The organism is Streptomyces sp. NPDC033229, assembly GCF_055576875.1.
The window spans coordinates 120,211-137,959 of the sequence record NZ_JBVIQR010000019.1; the positions used below are offsets into that span (position 1 = coordinate 120,211).

General features: G+C 72.2%; 15 protein-coding genes. 2 read left to right on the forward strand and 13 right to left on the reverse strand.

The window, feature by feature from the left end:
* Positions 1 to 13 precede the first annotated feature (13 nt).
* Both ACZ53N_RS18765 and ACZ53N_RS18770 read right to left on the reverse strand, forming a co-directional pair.
* A complete protein-coding gene (locus ACZ53N_RS18765) occupies positions 14 to 1,252 on the reverse strand; it encodes an amidohydrolase (protein WP_469141934.1) in 1,239 nt (412 codons plus the stop codon).
* A 195-nt stretch (positions 1,253 to 1,447) separates the two neighbouring features.
* Positions 1,448 to 3,031: an amidohydrolase family protein gene (locus ACZ53N_RS18770; protein ID WP_469141951.1), complete on the reverse strand. Its 1,584-nt coding sequence runs from the start codon at positions 3,029 to 3,031 to the stop codon at positions 1,448 to 1,450.
* Positions 3,032 to 3,254: 223 nt separating this feature from the next.
* Here ACZ53N_RS18770 and ACZ53N_RS18775 point away from each other — a divergent pair, with 223 nt between their 5' ends.
* On the forward strand, positions 3,255 to 4,067 hold the full coding sequence (locus ACZ53N_RS18775) for a uracil-DNA glycosylase family protein (protein ID WP_469141935.1): 813 nt from the start codon (positions 3,255 to 3,257) through the stop codon (positions 4,065 to 4,067).
* An 85-nt stretch (positions 4,068 to 4,152) separates the two neighbouring features.
* On the opposite strand, the gene ACZ53N_RS18780 is transcribed toward ACZ53N_RS18775, so the two are convergent.
* The 7 genes from ACZ53N_RS18780 to ACZ53N_RS18810 form a co-directional block, all read right to left on the reverse strand.
* Complete coding sequence (locus ACZ53N_RS18780) at positions 4,153 to 4,779, reverse strand: 50S ribosomal protein L25/general stress protein Ctc (protein WP_469141936.1); 627 nt, start codon at positions 4,777 to 4,779, stop codon at positions 4,153 to 4,155.
* Positions 4,780 to 5,012: 233 nt separating this feature from the next.
* Positions 5,013 to 5,915: an isocitrate lyase/PEP mutase family protein gene (locus tag ACZ53N_RS18785; RefSeq protein ID WP_469141937.1), complete on the reverse strand. Its 903-nt coding sequence runs from the start codon at positions 5,913 to 5,915 to the stop codon at positions 5,013 to 5,015.
* A gap of 411 nt (positions 5,916 to 6,326) precedes the next feature.
* Positions 6,327 to 8,651 (reverse strand): MMPL family transporter, encoded by a 2,325-nt coding sequence (locus tag ACZ53N_RS18790; RefSeq protein ID WP_469141938.1) that lies wholly within the window; start codon positions 8,649 to 8,651, stop codon positions 6,327 to 6,329.
* Complete coding sequence (locus ACZ53N_RS18795) at positions 8,648 to 9,871, reverse strand: beta-ketoacyl-[acyl-carrier-protein] synthase family protein (protein WP_469141939.1); 1,224 nt, start codon at positions 9,869 to 9,871, stop codon at positions 8,648 to 8,650. Before ACZ53N_RS18795 ends, ACZ53N_RS18790 begins: the two co-directional genes overlap by 4 nt.
* Positions 9,868 to 10,164 (reverse strand): acyl carrier protein, encoded by a 297-nt coding sequence (locus ACZ53N_RS18800; protein WP_361934878.1) that lies wholly within the window; start codon positions 10,162 to 10,164, stop codon positions 9,868 to 9,870. Before ACZ53N_RS18800 ends, ACZ53N_RS18795 begins: the two co-directional genes overlap by 4 nt.
* Before the next feature lie 227 nt (positions 10,165 to 10,391).
* Positions 10,392 to 11,162, reverse strand: a complete 771-nt coding sequence (locus ACZ53N_RS18805; protein ID WP_469141940.1) for a thioesterase II family protein — start codon at positions 11,160 to 11,162, stop codon at positions 10,392 to 10,394.
* A 289-nt stretch (positions 11,163 to 11,451) separates the two neighbouring features.
* Positions 11,452 to 12,105, reverse strand: a complete 654-nt coding sequence (locus tag ACZ53N_RS18810) for a PAS domain-containing protein (protein WP_469141941.1) — start codon at positions 12,103 to 12,105, stop codon at positions 11,452 to 11,454.
* Positions 12,106 to 12,578: 473 nt separating this feature from the next.
* Between ACZ53N_RS18810 and ACZ53N_RS18815 the strand changes: the two genes are divergently transcribed.
* A complete protein-coding gene (locus ACZ53N_RS18815; RefSeq protein ID WP_469141942.1) occupies positions 12,579 to 13,343 on the forward strand; it encodes an NAD-dependent epimerase/dehydratase family protein in 765 nt (254 codons plus the stop codon).
* 2 nt (positions 13,344 to 13,345) lie between these two features.
* Here ACZ53N_RS18815 and ACZ53N_RS18820 read toward each other — a convergent pair whose 3' ends face one another.
* The 4 genes from ACZ53N_RS18820 to ACZ53N_RS18835 all read right to left on the reverse strand — a co-directional run bounded on the left by ACZ53N_RS18820 (position 13,346) and on the right by ACZ53N_RS18835 (position 17,470).
* Positions 13,346 to 14,140: an FkbM family methyltransferase gene (locus tag ACZ53N_RS18820; RefSeq protein WP_469141943.1), complete on the reverse strand. Its 795-nt coding sequence runs from the start codon at positions 14,138 to 14,140 to the stop codon at positions 13,346 to 13,348.
* Between the two features lie 92 nt (positions 14,141 to 14,232).
* Positions 14,233 to 15,399 (reverse strand): nucleotide disphospho-sugar-binding domain-containing protein, encoded by a 1,167-nt coding sequence (locus tag ACZ53N_RS18825; RefSeq protein ID WP_469141944.1) that lies wholly within the window; start codon positions 15,397 to 15,399, stop codon positions 14,233 to 14,235.
* Between the two features lie 26 nt (positions 15,400 to 15,425).
* Positions 15,426 to 16,406 (reverse strand): dTDP-glucose 4,6-dehydratase, encoded by a 981-nt coding sequence (gene rfbB, locus ACZ53N_RS18830; protein ID WP_469141945.1) that lies wholly within the window; start codon positions 16,404 to 16,406, stop codon positions 15,426 to 15,428.
* Positions 16,403 to 17,470 (reverse strand): glucose-1-phosphate thymidylyltransferase, encoded by a 1,068-nt coding sequence (locus ACZ53N_RS18835; RefSeq protein WP_469141946.1) that lies wholly within the window; start codon positions 17,468 to 17,470, stop codon positions 16,403 to 16,405. The genes rfbB and ACZ53N_RS18835 overlap by 4 nt, the downstream gene beginning before the upstream one ends.
* Between the last annotated feature and the right edge of the window lie 279 nt (positions 17,471 to 17,749).

Here is a 17,749-nt window from a genome sequence, read left to right on the forward strand (position 1 = left end):
GGCGGAGTCGGGCTCAGCGCCTGCCGCCGCCCGGGCCGAGCCAGGCCAGCGCACCGGCCACCAGGGCGGTCACCCCGGTGGTCAGGGTCGGTTCGATGACCGGGGCGAAGAACGGCGAGTGGTTCGCCGGAACGTCGCAGGTGGTCCCGGCGGCCTCGGCCTTGGCGTACGTATCGGGGTCGGTGCCGCCGAACTGCCAGAAGCACACCGGCACGTCGGCCGCCGTGCCGAACACGCCGATGTCCTCTCCACCGGGCAGCAGCCCCGGGTCGACCACCTTGTCCGCGCCGATCACGGCGCCGATGGCGGTCATGGTGCGGTCCACCGCGTCCACGTCGTTGACCAGTGGCGGGAAGGTGCCGAGCGGGCTGATCTCCGGGTCCCGTACGGCGCCGGAGGCGATGGCCTCCTCCCGTACGGCCCGCTCCAGCGCCTCCAGCGCGCGTTGCCGCATCGGGGCCGAGCAGGTGCGCAGACTCACCTTCAACCGGGCCGCGACCGGGACGCCGTCGTCCTGCGCGCCGTCCCCCACGGCGGGAGGAGCCTCGTCGGCCGTGATCCGCACGGTGCCCGCGTCGCTCATCTCCCGCTCGAGCACCGTCTGCAGCCGATTCGCCGTGGCGCCCGCCGGGCCGGGGCCCGCGTCGGGCCCGGCCGCGCCGAATATCCGTACCCGCAGCACGTCGGTCGCCGCGTACGCCGTACCGGGATGGCAGCCGACCGTGCCCGCGGGCAACCGTATGACGTGCTGCCCGAGGACCACGTCGGGCTTGCCGAACCGGGTGAAGAGGCCGTCGTCGACCATCGCCCGCGCGCCCTGGCCCATCTCCTCGGCGGGCTGGAAGACCGCCAGTACCGTGCCGGACCAGTGTTCGCGCCCCTCCGCCAGCAGCCGCATCGCGCCCAGCAGACACGTGGTGTGCATGTCGTGGCCGCAGGCGTGCATGACGCCGTCGGAGGTCGACGCGTACGGCAGTCCGGTGCGCTCCTCCACCGGCAGCGCGTCGAAGTCCGCCCGCAGCAGCACGGTCGGCCCGGCGCCACCGCGCAGGACCGCCACCACACCGGTACGGCCGACGCCCTCGGTCATCTCGAAACCGTACGCCCGCGATCTGCGGGCGACCTCCGCGGCCGTGTGGTGCTCGGCGAAGGACAGTTCCGGATGGGAGTGCAAGTCCCGGTACAGACCGGCCAGTTCACGGCGCCGTGCCTCGTCGAGGCCGGCCAGCACCCGCGTCGTTTCGTCTGACATGGCGCGACACCCTTCGATCCCTCCGATGCCCCTCCCTGGGGCACCAGCTTCACCCGAAGGGCGGTCACCCGCGACCGCTCGGCCGCCGTCGTGGAGCCGCTCCTGCCCCAGGACGGCGGCCGGGTCCGGTGGGCGCACGCGGTCCGGCGCGTCGACGCGGTGCGGGCTGCCTGTGAGCCGTCCGGGTGACGGGTCTCAGGTCAGCAGGTCCTCGAGCGCGGCGGCGAAGCCCGGCGGCAGGTTCATCTCCCCGCCGAGCGTGCGGCGGTACGTCGCGTCCTTGGTCGCGGTCAGCCCGTCCAGGCGCAGGGCGGGGAGGGTGGCCGGGCCCTCTGCCAGGTCGGCGTCCGCCCCGCCGATGACCGGCCCGCTGGGGACGGCCCGGCCCGCTCTGAGCAGGGGCAGGCGCGGGCGGAGTTCGGCGCCCGTCGGCTCGATCTCGTCCAGGGCCAGCCGCCATCGCGGCCCGGCCTCGCGGGCCTCGGGCGGGGCCCGACGGGCCCGGTCGGCGGTGCCGGGAAGGTCCGCCAGCGCCTGGGTGAGGAGCCGGGCGGCCTCGGCGAGGGTGAGAGCTCCCACGACGGGGTCCGCCGACGCCTGCCGCAGGTTCAACGCCCGGCCGGCCGGCAGCCCCCGTACCCCGGTCTCCAGCTGCGCGTCCGGGGCCAGGTCGTCCATCAGCGCACGGGTGCCGTAGCGCGCGTGGCCCGCGATCACGACCAGGCTCAGATCGCTGTCCCGGGCGTCGATCAGCGTGGCGTAGGCGTCGCCGCCCGCCCGGTCCACGACGATGACGTCGGCCCGCGCACCCGCCCGCAGCGATCCCAGGGCCGCGTCCCAGCGCAGCATGACGGCGGGGTTGCGGGTGGCCATGTCGACGAGGTCCCGGTCGGAGAAGACACCGCCGGCCACCGCCGACGCCAGCCGGGCCGCCTTGAGCTCGCCCAGCAGCCCCTTGCTGCCGGACACCGCCCAGTCCGACCCCAGCGCGATGGGCAGTCCGGCCCGCCGGGCGGCGGCTATGTCGGCGGTGCGGCCGTAGAGCAGCAGGTTCGACAGCGGTGACCAGACCATGGACCCGCCGTGGTCGGCCAGTACGGGGAAGTCCTCGGCGAGCAGACCGGCGCAGTGGATGCCGATCAGGTTCTCCGTAATGGCCCATTGGTCGTCACCCGGGAGTTTCAGGGCCAGGAAGTGGTCCCGGGCGTCCGTGTCCCTGCCCTCGGCGAGGTGCAGCAGCAGGCGGCGCCCCTGGTTCAGCCGGGCCAGGAACTTCCCGGCGTTCGCGGCTTCGACGTCCGCGATCCGGGTGGCCGCCTCCGGCAGGGCCGGGTCGTCCGTCGCCTCGACGTTGCGCACGATCCCCCGGTACATCCTGCGGGCGCCGGCGTTGGAGAACAGGGCGATGCCCTGGCTGGTGGTGGTGCCGTTGACGAGCGCTTTGGCCTCGACGTAGCGCACCACGGCGGGCATCAGCGCGGCGTCCTCGCCCAGGACGCGCATCGGCCCGGTGACGAGCCGGCCGTAGTCGGGATTCCGCGCCCCGCCCCACTCGGTGCGGTTGGGGTAGTTCTCGGGGACCTGCCACAGGGGCAGCACGTTGTAGGGCAGGTGGTTGTGCAGCTCGATCAGGCCGGGATAGATGCTGCCGCCGCTCGGGGTGACCGTCGTGTGCTCATGGCCTGCCGGAGGATCGGCACCGGCCGGTGCGACCTTGTCGATGACGCCCTGGTTGATGTAGACGACACCGTCGTCGATCACGTCGTGCCGGCCGTTCATCGTCACGACCCGGCCCCGCAACGCGAAACGCGGTCCCGCCAAAGGGTCCACCGGGGGCTCTGCAGCTGGTGACATCTGCTGGTCCCTCCGCCGTGCGTACAGGGAACAGTCCTGATATGAGGTAACAATTTTCCCATGGGCGCGGCCGCCGCGCCCGCCGCGGGACCGCCCCGCGGGCAGGGCGGGGACGGGCGGGGCCCCGGCGGCAGGACAGGAGAAGACGATGCACGACTTCGATCCCGGCTGCGTCGAGGAGCCGTACGCCACGCTGGCGCGGACGTTCCCCGGCACGGAGACCTATCCGCCGGACGACTTCCGTACCGAGTGGGGTCCCATCTTCCATCGGGGGCGGCTGGACGGCACGGCCCGGGTGCTGGTCATCGGCCAGGACCCCGCGGCCCATGAAGCCGTCGTCCGGCGGATCCTGGTCGGCACCGCGGGCCGGCGATTCCAGGGCTTTCTCAACAAGCTCGGCATCGAGACCAGCTACGTCATGGTCAACACCTATCTGTACAGCGTCTACGGCCAGCAGGCGGGCGAGGCCCACGCGAACGACCCCGACATCGCCCTGCACCGGCACGCGTGGCTCGACGCCCTGACGGCGAACAATCCCATCGAGGCCGTCGTCGCGCTGGGCCGACTGGCGGACACCGCGTTCCGCACGTGGCGCGAGACCCCCTCGGGCCAGGCCTACGGGGGCGCCTACCAGCACATCCGGCACCCCACCTACCCCGACAGCGCCGCGTCCTCGGGGACGCCCCGGGCGGTCGCCATGGCGAAGATGCTCACCAATTGGAACGGCGCGCTGGACGCGCTGCACCCGGTGGTCACGCCGGACACCCCGGTACCACTTGTGCACTACGGCGAGGACCTCACCCCGGCGGATCTCGGCGAGATCCCCGCGGGGGACCTGCCCGCCGGTCTGCCGGCCTGGATGCGCGGCGGCGAGTCGTGGGCGAGCCGCCAGGGCGCGACGGCGGTGGAGAAGCGGGCGACGATCATGGTGCGGATCCCGCTGTCCCAGCGCCCGTTCTGACAGCCCCGGCAATGCTCGCTCGGCCCCGGCCCCGCACTTCCGCCGAAGCGGAGTGCGGGGCCAGGGCCGGGTCGTGGCGCGGGGCTCAGCTCTCGGCCGGTGCCTCCTCGGGCTCGGGCGCGGCTTCCGCCACGGCCTCCTCGGCCTCCTCCGTCTCTTCCTCCGCCGGCTCGGTCTGGGCGGCGACGACCTGGAGGACGGCGGCGTCCTCCTCGATGGCCAGGGAGCTGCCGCGCGGCAGCTCGATGTCCCCGGCCCGGATGGTGTGACCGGCCTCCAGGCCCTCGATGGACACCGTCACCCCCTCCGGGATGTGGGTGGCCTCGGCCTCGACGGGCAGGGCGTTCAGGATGTGCTCCAGCAGATTGCCGCCCGGCGCCAGATCACCCTCGGTGAGCACCGGCACCTCGACGGTGACCTTCTCGCCCTTCTTCACGGCCAGGAAGTCCACGTGGACCAGGAAGCCGCGGATGGCCTCGCGCTGCACGGCCTTGGGGATGACGAGTTCGCTCTTGCCTGCGACGTCGAGTCGGAGCAGGACGTTCGGTGTCTTCAGGGCCATCATCAGCGAGTGGCTGTCGATCGCCACGTGCTTGGGGTCGGCGCCGTGCCCGTAGATGACGCCGGGGACCTTGTTGTCACGACGGGTGCGACGGGCGGCACCCTTGCCGAAGTTATTACGCAGCTCGGCGCTCAGCTTTACCTCAGCCATGACGCACTCCTCGTGTTTCGGACTGTCCGGTGACCGTCACCCGGCACGGCGGGCCTGGTACGAGGGGGTGCGCCGACAACGGTCGCCGCACCCCATGAGTACGGCCTCCCGCGCCGAGCAACGCCGCGAGTTTACCCAGCCGGGGCACCGCATGATCCAACCCTGCTCCATCCGGCCGAACCGACGCGTCGGGGTGGGCGCTGCCCCACCGACCGCGCTCCTCACCGCCGCGTTCACCTCCGGGCGCCGGGCGGGCCGACGGCCTCGCGGTGCTCCGGCGGGCGGGCCAGGGCATGGAACTCCTCGAAGGGCGCCAGCCGGTCCGCCAGCGGCGTCGCGTCCCCGCTCCAGGACAGCTCCCCCATCACGTCGGCGACGGCGTGCGCGAGGGCCCGGGAGGCGAGCGTCGGATACAGCGTCAACGCGTAGCCGATCTGCTGGAGTTCGGCGGCGGTCGGCGGGGGTGTGACGCCGGGGCTCGCGTCCGCCATCGTCGGGATGCCGCGGCGGGCGGTGATCTCCTCGGTGATCCGGCGCATCTGGTGTGTCGAGGCGGGGTTCGCGACGCAGATCGCGTCGGCACCCGCGTCGACACAGCCGTGGGCACGGTCGAGGGCCTCGTCGATCCCGTGGGACGCCAGGGCGTCCGTACGCGCCATGATCAGCATGTCGGGGTCCCGGCGGGCGGCGACGGCGGCCTCGATCCTGCCGATCAGCTCCGCCGCCGGCACGACCGTGTCGTCCTGCGTTCCGCCCGCCGCCTCGCCCACCGTCCGGCCGCGCTGACGCCGCGCGGGCCGGTCCGCCAGGAACAGGCCCGCGGCGCCCGCGCTCTCGTACTGCCGTACCGTCCAGGCCACGTGGGTGGCGTCGCCGTAACCGTCGTCCGCGTCCGCGAAGACGGGGACACCGACGGCGTCGACGGTCCGCCAGACGACGTCCGCCATCTCCCGCGCGCTGAGCAGCCGGGCGTCGGGGCGCCCCAGCAGTGCCGCGGCGCTCGCGGCCCCGCCCACCCCGACGGCCTGGAATCCGGCGCTCTCGATGATGCGGGCGCACAGCGGGTCGTGCGCGATCGGCACCATGAGCATCTTCGGGTCGGCGAGGTGGGCGCGGAAGCGCTGCCGGTTGTTCATCGGTGTCTCCTGACTCGCTGCCCCCAGTGTGAGCGCGGTTCGACGGCCGGGCCACGCGGGTGGCTCCGCCTCCCTCGGCTGCAGCGGCCACTGCCTCGGCCGGACCGGTCGGCCGGGGGACGGCGTCCGGCCGTGTGGCGAGCGCCCCCCGGGGTCGCACGCCGACAGCGGCTCACCGCCGTGCGTCAGGTGATAGCCGACGGCCAGGGCGGCCTCCCACCGGGCGTCCACGCCCGGGGAGGGGCGACGCTCCGTGAGGAACCGGACGTGGGTCTCTTCCGCGCGGCGCATCGCGCGGCGGGTCGGGCCGGTGCCCGGCCGGCACCCGCGACGGGGCAGCACCGTCGCGGAGCCGGGCGGCGGTGGCATGACAGCAGCCGGCGCCCTCGGCGCGGAAGCGGCGGGCGGTCGTCAACGGCTCTCGTCCAGGCCTGTCCGGGCGCTGATCCGCGCGTGTGCCCGCGCCAGCGGGGCGGGGGTCCACCAGTTGGCGCGCCCCGCCACGGTCAGACAGGCGGGGACGAGAACCCCCCGCACCAGGACCGCGTCGACGAGCACGGCGACGGCGAGGCCCGTACCGAGCAGCTTCAGCAGGGTCACCCCGGAGGTGGCGAGGGCGCCGGTGACGACGGCCACGGCGAGGGCGCCCGTGGTCACCAGCCGACCCGTCCGCGCGACGCCCTCCACCACGGCCTGCCGGTTGTCGCCGGTCGCGGCGTAGTGCTCCTTCACCCGGGACAGCAAGAAGATCTCGTAGTCGATCGCCAGCCCGAACGCGATGACGAACATCAGCAGCGGCATCGTCATGTCGAGCGTCCCGGTGACCGTGAACTCCCCCACCGCGTCGCGCAGATGGCCGTCCTGGAAGACGTGGACCATCAGCCCGAAGCTCGTGCCGAGGCTCAGCGCCCCGACCACCAGCGCCTTCACCGGCAGCAGCACGCTCCCGGTGAGCAGGAAGAGCATCGCCCAGGTCGTGACGGCGACGATCCCGGCCGCGAGCGGCAGCCGGTCGCGCACCGCGTCCCGGGTGTCGGCGAGGTAGGCCGCCCGCCCGGTGACGAGCCGTTCGCCGGGGGCGGGCAGCGACCGCAGTCGCTTCACCAGGCCCCGACCGGCTCGTGATTGGGGGTCCTCGGGGCCGGTCACGGTCAGCACCGCGCCCGGCCCGGGCGGTGCCGCCACCCGCACCCGGTCTCCTCTCACGGCCCCGGCGGGGGCGCCGTCCCTGCCCGCCCAGGGTGCCCCGCCCGTCGGCGCGGGCACCGCGGCGACGCGGGCGACGGACGGCAGGGCCGCCACCCGGCGTTCGTACGCCGACAGTGCCGCCCGGTCGCGCACGACGTCGACGTCCGGGAGCACGACGGTCAGATTCCGTTCGGCGCGGGAGGTGAAGCCCTCGCGGATGGCCTGGGACGTCCGGTGCGCCTCGGTGTGCGCGGGCAGCACCCGCTCGTCCGACAACCCGAAGTGCACGTGGGCGAAGGGCGAGGCCAACAGCAGGAGGGCCAGCGCGCAGCCCCCGCCGTAGTACACCGGCCGCCGGGTGACGATCCGGGCGACGGTCCGCCAGGCCGGGCTGTCCGCCCGTGGCGCCCGAGGGCCAGTACGGCGCAGGCCGCGCGGCACGGCGAGCGGGTCCCAGCGGTCGACGCGGGTGCCGAGGAGGTTCAGGACAGGCGGCACGAGAAGCACGGCGGTGGCCGCGGCGAGCAGGGCGACCGCCATCCCGGCGCAGGCCATGGACCGCAGGAACGGCAGCGGCAGCACCAGGAGCGCCGCCATCGACAGTGCCACGGTGCAGGCCGAGACGGCCACGGTGTGCCCCGCCCTGCGCGCGGTCCGGTCGACGGCGACGGCCACGGGCTTGCCCGTGCGCAGCTCCTCGCGGTAGCGGGTGACGAGGAACAGCCCGTAGTCGACCGCGAGCCCGAAGCCGAGCGCGGTGGCGAGGTTCATGGCGAAGACCGACACCGGCATGGCGTAACTGAGCAGCCGCAGCAGCGCGACCGTGCCGACGACGGCCACCACGCCGATCACGAGGGGGACGAGCGCGGCCACCAGGGAACGCAGCGCGAGCACGAGGACGATCAGGGTGAGGGGGGCGGCGACGAGCTCGGCGCGCACCAGGTCGCGCTGGCTGACGCGCCCGGCTTCCACGCTGACCCAGGCGGGGCCGGTCGCCTGGACGAGCAAGGGCCCGTGGCGGCCGGTGAGTTCGGGCACCAGTGCTCCGGCGGTGCGCGCCGCGTCACGGTCCGCGCCCGTCAGGTCCGCCGTGATCAGCGCCAGCGTGCCGTCCTCGGACCGCAGCGCCGGGTCCGTACCGGCCGCGCCGCCCGACCAGGAGGAGCGCACCCCGCCGACCCCGGGCGCGCGCGCCAGCCGCAGGGTCAGCCGTCGCCCTTCCGCACGGGCCCGCGCGGTGTCGAGGCCGCCCTCGGCCCGTACGAGCAGCACGAGGTCGGGGCTGCCGCCGCCGAAGCGGTCGGCCAGCAGCCGGTTGGCGCGTTCGGACTCGGTGCCGGACGCGGTGTAGCCGCCGTTGGCCAACCGCTCGTGGGTGCCGATGCCGGCCACGCCGAGCAGCACGGTCACCACGAACGCGAGGGCGGGCACGAGCCAGGGCCGGGCGCGCCCGGCGCGCCCGGTGGCGGCGGCGCGGCCCGCGGCCCCGGGCCCCCTGGTGCTCGGGGGGCTCGGGGCCGGGGCGGTGTCGAGGTCCTGGGAGCTCACGCGGCCCGGAAGAACAGCACGGCGTTCTGGCCGCCGAAGCCGAACGAGTCGCTGATCGCCGCCTCCATGCGGTGCGGCCGCGGCTTCTTCGTCACCACGTCCAGGTCCATTCCGTCGTCCAGCCGGTCCAGGTTGGCGGTCGGCAGGACGAGCTGTCGCTCCAGCGACATCACCGTGCAGGCCGCGTCGATCGCGCCCGCGGCCCCGAGCGAGTGCCCGATGGCGCCCTTGACGGACGTCACGGGCGGGGGCGTGCGGAACACCTTCGACAGCATGGTGGCCTCCACGCGGTCGTTCAGGGGCGTGGACGTGCCGTGCGCGTTGACGTGGTGCACCTCCGACACGTCCGCGCGGGCGTCGGCGAGAGCGGCGAGCACCGCGCGCCGCGCGCCGGCGCCCTCCGGGTCCGGGCGGGTGGGGTGGAAGCCGTCGCTGGAGGCCCCGTAGCCCGAGACGTAACCGCGGATGTGCGCGCCGCGGGCGCGGGCGTACTCCGGCCGTTCCAGGACGAGGACGGCCGCCGCCTCGCTCAGGACGAACCCGTCGCGGTCCGCGTCGAACGGTCGTGACGCGCCCGCCGGGTCCTGGCGGTTCTCGGACAGGGCCCGCATCCGGTAGAAGGCGGCCGAGCCCATGGGGACGCGCGCGCAGTCGGTGCCGCCGGCGATCGCGATGTCGCAGGCGCCCGTGCGCAGCAGGTCGCGGGCGGTGCCGATGGCCGTGGTGCCGGCCGCGCAGGCCGTCGAGGTGGTGAGGCAGGGGCCGAGCGCCTGGAGATCGGTGGACACCTCGCCGGCGACCATGTTGGGCAGCGAACGCAGCAGGGCGGTCGGTGAGATGGCCTCCACGCGCCCTTCGGCCAGATTGCGGTACTCGGTGGCCCAGCGGTCGCCGCCGTTGCTGGCGCAGCCGAGGACCACGGCCACCCGGGGGGCGTCCCAGGTGTCGGTGTCCAGCGCCGCGTCGGCGACCGCCTCGCGGGCGGCGACCATCGCCAGGTGGATGAACCGGTCGTTGCGCCAGGTGATCCGCTTGCCGAGCAGGGCTCCGCCGTCGAAGTCGTGGACCCCGCAGGAGAAGTCGACCGGCAGTCCGGCCAGCCACGGGTCCCGGGCGCCGAATCCCACTCCTTCGCACAGTCCGTCCCAGGTGGCCTCCCGGCCCAGCCCCGCCGGTGTGACCATGCCGATCCCGGTGACGGCCGCGTCCGAGGCGCTCACCGCGCGGGCCCCGCCATCGCCACCGGTTGGTCCCCGACGGGGGCGGCCCGCCCCTGGTCGGCGCGGCCGGCCACGAGCCCGTCGAGGTACGCGGCGGCCTCTCCGACGGTGGCGTCGCCGTGTTCCTCGGGCAGGGTCACGTGCAGCCGGTCCTCGAGCATGGTGATCAGCTCGACCCTGGCCAGTGAGTCGACTTCGAGCTGTTCGAACGTGGCGTCCGGGGTGATCTCCTCCTCGGGGATGCCGAAGTGCTCCGTGAGCAGACGGGCCATCAGGTCATACGCGGGTTCCATCGATCGCTCTCCTCGATCGGAGCCGGACACCGGACCATGGCGCGTTTGACGTATCAACTCTCTGATGCCATAGCGCTATATTCCGGCTATTTGTCCGACGCAGCGTCACCCGCCGGGCCGCCGCCGGTCCACCGACACGCGCGCCGTCGGCAGGGGTATCACCCGTACTGCCGACGGACGGCGTGTGTCCGCGTACCGCGCGGCCCGGGCCCACTGCCCGCCCGGCCTCAGCCCTGGGGGGAGGCCGGCACGGCGGCCAGGTGCCCGCGCAGGGCCTTGATGACGGCGGGGGCCTGGTTGCTGAGGTAGAAGTGCCCACCGGGGTAGACCTGCAGGTCGAACGCGCCGGTGGTGTGCCCCTTCCAGTCCTCGGCCTCGTCGAGGGAGGTCCTGGGGTCGTCGTCGCCCACCATCACGGTGACCGGGCAGCGCACCGACGCGCCCGGCTCGCTGCGGTAGGTCTCCACCGCGCGGTAGTCCGCCCGGATGGCGGGCAGGACCATCCGCAGCATCTCCTCGTCGCCGAGCACCCGGGTGTCCGTGCCGCTCATCTCGTGCAACTCGGCGACGATGCCGTCGTCGTCGCGCTGATGGACGTTCTCGTCGCGGTAGCGGGAGGGCGCGCGGCGCCCCGAGGCGACCAGCCGCGCGGGGCCCTGGCCGTCGCGTTCCATCCGGCGGGCCACCTCGAACGCCACCAGGGCACCCATGCTGTGTCCGAAGAACACCACCGGCCGGTCCAGCCAGCCGGCGAGCGCCGTGTGGACCTGCTCGGCGAGTGTCGCGATGTCGTCCACGCAGGGCTCCCGGCGGCGGTCCTGGCGACCGGGGTACTGGATCGCCAGCACGTCGGCGTCCGGCGTCAGCGCCGAGGCGACGGGCAGGTAGAAGCTCGCGGAACCGCCCGCGTGGGGGAAGCAGACCAGCCGCACGGGGGCGTCCGGGTTGGGACGGAAGTTCCGGCACCACAGCGTGTCGTCCACGGGTATCTCAGCCATGCTCGTCCTTCGTCTCGTTCACTTTCGGCGCGATGCCACTATCCGTGGGACGGCCGAGCGGGCACAAGAGCGCACCGCACCGTGCAGAGAATGTCTGGGCGTTTCCCTTGCCCTTCCCCTGCCCTTCTGCTGTCGTTCTGCTGTCGTTCTGCGCTTACCGCGGGTTCACCCACGGACGACAGCTCGGCCACGGCGGAAAACCTTCGGGCTTTTCTGGCCCGAAAGTTCCGCCGTGACCGAGCTGTTTCGGCCGTTCGGCCGGTCGGCCGACGTCAATCCTTTATGGGTGTCACTTGATGAATTCCTCGACGACCTTCGGCGGCCAGGTGCCCACATTGAGCACCCCCATGGAGTAGGCCCGTGAGACCAGGGCGGCCCGGTTGGGCACCTTGAGCTTCCGCAGCAATCCGGTCACGTGGTACTCGACGCCCTGCCGGCTGAGGTAGAGCCGTGAGGCGAGCGGGACCGTGGAGATCCCGGCGGCTATGCCCTCGAGGATGCGTGCGTCGATCTCGGTGAGAATCTTCTTCCGGTTGGTGACCACCCCGGCGTCGTCGGATCCCTGGGTCTGCGGCATCAGCACCAGGATCGACGCGTCCTCGGGCGTACCGCCGCGGACGGCGATGGCCGTCAGGGGGCTGGCGAAGGCCGAGTCCTCCTGCCGCACCCCGACCACATGGGTGGCGAAGCGCTGCCGCTTGCCCTCGACCAGCCGTGAGAACTGGCGCATCAGCGGCTGCTGCACGCTCGGGTGCACCAGCTCCTGGAAGTTGCGCCCGCACACGTCCGCCGAGGAGGCGCCGAACTGGCGGAAGAACTCCTGATTCGCCTGTCGGATCGTCAGGGTCGGATCGAGGGAGGCCATACACAGGCCCGGCTGGTCGAACTGCGGCTGGTTGACCCCAGGGTCGTCCGGGTATCCGCGAGTAACGCCCGGTACCAAGTCTGCAAGTAAGGAATTAGCCACGAGCCTGCCAATCTTTCAGGTTCCGCAGAGCGTTCAGAACCACGCGCTAGAAATGCGTCAGAAAACCGATACCCGGGCCTCGTGCGGAATGCCCTGGACTGCCCGGCTCCGGAACCGCACAGTAGATAGATCCGAGGAGGCGCGTCAACGTCATCCGGGCCCACACGACTAAGCCTGCGGTTTGTGCTTCCGAAAGGGTTCGGTTGGTTCGGTCCAATGCCGGCGTTTCGGTGGTTCGGTACGGTCCGGCCACGGCGCCCGGGGGGCGGGCGGGTGCCACCGCTGGTCGGCGCCCGACGTGAGCGCGGGTTCCACGGGCCGCCCGGTTCCGCGAAACACTAAGGACATCATTGGACATCCGCCCGCATGGTTGACGTCTCGGGGCGATCGCTGGTCTTCTACGCCCGGCACGGCCGACCCCCCTCATCCCGAAGATCAGGACTCGACGCATGGACATAGTGGGTAACGGATTCCTCGCCGGGAGCCTGCGACCGATAGCCGGACGGCACCCGGGGACCGTGGCGCTCGCGGCCGGGGTCTCCTGGGCCTCCGGCACCTCCGACGCCGACTTCGCCCGTGAGGCCGCGCTGCTGCGGGAGACCGCGCTGCGCTGCAAGGCCGACGGGCGGCGGCTGCTGTTCTTCTCGACGTCCGCCACCGGGATGTACGGGGCAGCGGAGGGGCCCGGGCGGGAGGACCGGCCCGTGGTGCCGTGCTCCCCTTACGGCGCGCACAAACTCGCCCTCGAGGAGCAGCTGCGCGACACGGGTGCCGACCATCTGATTCTGCGCCTGAGCCATCTGGTGGGCCCGGGCCAGCCACCGCACCAGCTACTGCCCACCCTGGTACGGCAGTTGCGGGGCGGTGTGGTCCACGTCCACCGTGCCGCCACCCGTGATCTGATCGATGTGACCGACACGGTGACCGTGATCGACCACTTGCTGGCGCTGGACCTGACGGCCGAGACGGTCAACGTCGCCTCCGGTGTCTCGGTCCCGGTCGATCAGATCGTCGACCACCTGGAGCGGAGTCTCGGCCTGACGGCCCGCCGCGAGTACCAGGAGACGGGCAGTCATCACACCGTCTCCATCGACAAGCTGCGGGCCCTCGTCCCCGAGGTGGACCGCCTCGGCTTCGGCCCGGACTACTACCGTCGTGTCCTGGACGTGTTCAGCTGGGGGTTCCGGGGCGATGCGGTCACGACACGGCTCTGAGGTCAGGGCCGTGTCGCGAGCAGGTTGAACACGCTGCCGCCGACGAAGACCGGTGCCTGCGACACCGTGACCTCGAAGCCGAGGCCGGCCAGCTCGGCGACGATCCTGCCGAGCCGGCCGTTGATGTCGTGCACTTCGAGGAGCACGCGCTGGATCCGCGGCCAGAGGGCGGCGTCGATGCCGCGCATCACCTCGAGTTCGCCGCGCTCGACGTCGATCTTCAACAGCCCGATCCGCTCGATGCCGTGCTCCTCCACCACGGCGGTCACCGTGGTGACGTCGACGGTCACCGTCTGCTTCTCACCGAATGCGCTGAGCATCAGCTCCCGGGCGTCACCGGGCACTTCGGTGTTGTCGACGAACGCCGTGAAGTTGCGCAGGTCGTCCTCCGGGTCGGCGTGCAGGGTCGAGGTCGAGGAGTTGAAGGGGTGGAAGGTGAGCTCCGCGGTGCCCGCCTCGCCGCCCACCGCCTGGGGGAACGCGGTGCCGGTCGGGACGTGCCGGGTGACGTTGTCCGCCAGGCAGGCATAGGTCACCGGGGCGGGCTCGAAGGACAGGATGCGAGCGCCGGGGGCCTGTTCGGCGAAGCGCATCGAAGCCAGGCCGATGTGCGCGCCGATGTCGAGGATCACATCGTCGGGGCCCAGACCGGCGGACGCGCGCGCGTAGGGGGAATCCCCGGCGATCTCCCCCCAGAGCGTGACCGTCTCCATGGGGTGGATGCCCAGGACGGACCGGCCGTCGGGGAGGTCGCACTCGACGGCGGACTGGCCGGGGCGGCCGGGCTGCTCGGACATCAACGGGCTCCTTGTGAGGGTGAGGCTGCGGCCGTCCGGCCGCACACGGGTGACGGGGGTGGGTTTCGGGTGCGCGGGTCGGGGGTGACGGGTCAGCGAAGTCGCCCGAGTCCGGCCACGACCTCGGACGGGGTGGGCATCTCCCGCATGGCTTCCCGCAGTTCCCACGCGCCCTTGGCGTAGCCGGGTTCCGACAGCAGTTCCTCCAGCGCGCCCCGCAGGCGCACCGGGTCGTCCTGCCCCGCGGCGTCGTCGATCATGATGCCCGCCCCGGTCGCGGCCAGCTGGTCGGCGTGCCCGAACTGGTCGGCCATCTGGGGCAGTACGAGGTGCGGGAGCCCGGCGTGCACGGTGGTCAGTACCGTGCCGGACCCTCCGTGGTGGACGACCGCGTCGCAGGTCTCCACGAGCAGGTGAAGCGGCACCGGGTCGGTCATGCGCACATTGCCCGGCACGGCCCCGATCTCGTCGCGGTACGCCTCGGGGACCGTGGCGATGGCCTCGACGTCCCGAAGCCCGTCGAAGGCCCGCAACAGACCGCGCATGAAGGGCACGCCGTTGAGCGCGAGCGTACGGGTCCCCAGGGAGACCACGACACGCCGCTTCCCCGGGGCCGACGGCCGCTCCTCACGGAGCCAGGAGGGCACCTCGCCACTGCCGTTGAAGGGCACATAGCGGATGGGGAGGGCCTTTTGCAGTCCGGGCAGTTGCAGGTCCGGGGGGCAGGGGTCGAGCTGGATGTCGGGGTCGGGCAGCTCGTCGAGGCCCAGGGACCGGCAGGAGTCCCGCAGCGCGATCCGCGCGGCCGCGCGCACCGGCTCGGACACCGCGTCGACACCGAACCGGTGGTGCAGGACCGGGACGCCCAGCAGGCCGCCCACCGCGAGGGAGTTGAACTCCATCGGGTCGGCCACGATCAGGTCGGGTCGGTACGCGCGGGCGAACTCCAGGTAGGCGGGCAGGACGCGGTCGCTGTGGTCCTTCCAGACCGGGGGGAAGTACTCCAGGTGCGCGGGGTCGAGCCGGCCCCACAGCTCGATGGGGCGCTTGCCCGGTACCAGCATGCTGTGGAAGACGTCCTCCATGCCGAACCGGTCGCCGATGCTCACGGCGTTCAGCCCGGCCTGCCGGGCGACGCCCATCACGTCCGGCTGTCCGACGACGAGGAGCTCGTGGCCCGCCGCGCGCAGGGCCCAGGCCAGCGGCACCAGGGGCATGAGGTGGGTGACGACGGGGCTCGGGATCATCAGGATCCGCATGGGGGCTGCTCCTCGGTCCACTGTGGTCACTTCGCTTCCTCCTGCGGCTTGGTCGCCTTCCACCAGCCGGGGTTGTCCCGGTACCAGCCGACCGTGTCGGCGAGACCACGCTCGAAGGGGGTCAGCGGGACGTATCCCAGCTCGTCGCGGATCTTGTCCTCCGCGATGGAGTAGCGCAGATCGTGTCCCTTGCGGTCGGCGACGTGGCGGACCATGGACTCGTCGGCACCGCACAGCTCCAGCAGCCGCCGGGTGATCTCGACGTTGGTGTGTTCGTTGCCGCCGCCGATGTTGTAGATCTCACCGGACCGCCCGCTGGTGAGGACGAGCTGGATGCCCCGGCAGTGGTCGTCGACGTGCAGCCACTCGCGGATGTTGCGGCCGTCCCCGTAGAGGGGGACGGTCCGGCCCTCCAGCAGGTTGGTGATGAACAGCGGGATGAGCTTCTCGGGGTGCTGGTACGGCCCGTAGTTGTTGGAACAGCGGGTGATCGACAGGTCCAGGCCGTGCGTCTTCCAGTACGAGCGCGCCACCAGGTCGGAGGCCGCCTTGGAGGCCGCGTAGGGGGTGTTGGGTTCCAGCGGCCACTCCTCGGTCCAGGATCCCTCGGCGATGGAGCCGTACACCTCGTCGGTGGAGACGTGCACGACGCGCTGGACACCGCTGCGCAGACACGCTTCGAGGAGGTTCTGGGTGCCACAGACGTTCGTCCGGATGAATTCCGCGGCGGCCGTCAGGGAGCGGTCGACGTGCGACTCGGCGGCGAAGTGCACCGCGGCGTCGTGCCCGGGCAGCAGATCGAGCAGCAGCGGCAGGTCGTTGATGTCACCGCGGACGAACGTCATGCGGGGGTGCGTGGCGGGCAGGTTGTCGCGGTTGCCCGCGTAGGTCAGCTTGTCCAGGACGGTGACGCGGGCGTCCTCGTAGCCGGGATAGCCGCCCTCCAGGAGCGTACGGACGTATGTCGAGCCGATGAAGCCGGCCGCGCCGGTGACCAGGAGCCTCATGCCACCACCTCGACGTGGGCGTGGCAGCCGACGACGATGCGGTGGCGGTCCGCGCCCACCTCGGTGGCGTCGACGGTGGCCGAACGGCCGATCAATGAGCCGTGCAGGCCGCGTACATGGGTCACCATGGCACCTTCCAAGGTGATGGAGTAGTCGATTCTGGTGTGGCGCAGAACGCAGTCACGGCCGAGGGCCGTGTACGGGCCGACGCGGCTGTCCTCCACGAGGGTGCCCGCGCCGACGATCGCCGGGCCCTCGATCCGGGAACGGACGACGCGGGCACCGGCCTCGACGATCACGGGGCCGGTCAGCTCGCTGGCGTCGTCGACCTCCCCCGCGACGGAGTGCTCGATGCCGTCGAGGACCTTGCGGTTGCACTCCAGTACGTCCTCGACGCGACCGGTGTCCTTCCAGTACCCGTGGTACTCACGGGCGCGTACGTCGGCGCCCGCGGTCACGAGCCACTGGACGGCGTCGGTGATCTCCAGCTCGCCCCGGTGGCTGGGTTCGATGGCGTCCACGGCCTCGTGGATCGCGGGGGTGAAGAAGTACACACCGATCAGCGCGAGGTCGCTGCGCGGTTCCGCGGGCTTCTCCACGAGGCGGACGACCTCGCCGTCCGGCCCGAGTTCGGCCACCCCGAAGGCACGCGGGTCCGCGACCTTGCGGACGACGACCTGGGCTGCGGGGCGGTGCTCGGCGAACTCCGCGGCGAGTTCGGTGATGCCGTCGGGAAGCATGTTGTCCCCGAGATACATCACGAAGTCGTCGTCGCCGAGGAACGGCCGGGCCACCGAGACGGTGTGGGCGAGGCCGAGCGGCTCCTTCTGTTCGATGAAGGTCAGCCGTACCCCGAAGCGGGAACCGTCGCCGAGGACGGCCGCTATGTGCGGCCCCCGGTCACCGACGATCACTCCCACCTCGGTGACGCCCAGCTCACGGATGGTCTCCAGCACATGCTCCAGCACGGGCTTGTTGGCGATCGGGATGAGTTGTTTCGGCATGGAGTAGCTGAACGGTCGCAGACGGGTTCCCGCCCCGCCCGACAACACCAGAGCCTTCATTGAAGATCCTTTCCTTGCGATTCTGAAGGGCTTCAGGCCTTGACCGCATTTCGACCGCACCGAACACCTCGGTAGCCGGCGCGAGCCCGGTGATTGCTTCGGACACCTCGCGGCCGCCCACCGTGCGGTGCCCTGGGGCGACACCGCGTTCGATTAACTTCCCGGTGGTGATCGTCATCGTGACGTCCTACCTTTCAAGGGTGGTTGCTCTGGTCATTCGTAAGATCGGAGGGCCCGGGGGCTCTGGGTATGGCTGTCATTGGTGCGCCGTAGGGATGG

Coding starts and splice junctions, on each gene's coding strand:
- ACZ53N_RS18765 (WP_469141934.1), bottom strand. CDS start 1,252: ATGTCAGACGAAACGACGCGGGTGCTGGCCGGCCTCGACGAGGCACGG.
- ACZ53N_RS18770 (WP_469141951.1), bottom strand. CDS start 3,031: ATGAACGGCCGGCACGACGTGATCGACGACGGTGTCGTCTACATCAAC.
- ACZ53N_RS18775 (WP_469141935.1), top strand. CDS start 3,255: ATGCACGACTTCGATCCCGGCTGCGTCGAGGAGCCGTACGCCACGCTG.
- ACZ53N_RS18780 (WP_469141936.1), bottom strand. CDS start 4,779: ATGGCTGAGGTAAAGCTGAGCGCCGAGCTGCGTAATAACTTCGGCAAG.
- ACZ53N_RS18785 (WP_469141937.1), bottom strand. CDS start 5,915: ATGAACAACCGGCAGCGCTTCCGCGCCCACCTCGCCGACCCGAAGATG.
- ACZ53N_RS18800 (WP_361934878.1), bottom strand. CDS start 10,164: ATGGAACCCGCGTATGACCTGATGGCCCGTCTGCTCACGGAGCACTTC.
- ACZ53N_RS18805 (WP_469141940.1), bottom strand. CDS start 11,162: ATGGCTGAGATACCCGTGGACGACACGCTGTGGTGCCGGAACTTCCGT.
- ACZ53N_RS18815 (WP_469141942.1), top strand. CDS start 12,579: ATGGACATAGTGGGTAACGGATTCCTCGCCGGGAGCCTGCGACCGATA.
- ACZ53N_RS18820 (WP_469141943.1), bottom strand. CDS start 14,140: ATGTCCGAGCAGCCCGGCCGCCCCGGCCAGTCCGCCGTCGAGTGCGAC.
- ACZ53N_RS18825 (WP_469141944.1), bottom strand. CDS start 15,399: ATGCGGATCCTGATGATCCCGAGCCCCGTCGTCACCCACCTCATGCCC.
- rfbB (WP_469141945.1), bottom strand. CDS start 16,406: ATGAGGCTCCTGGTCACCGGCGCGGCCGGCTTCATCGGCTCGACATAC.
- ACZ53N_RS18835 (WP_469141946.1), bottom strand. CDS start 17,470: ATGAAGGCTCTGGTGTTGTCGGGCGGGGCGGGAACCCGTCTGCGACCG.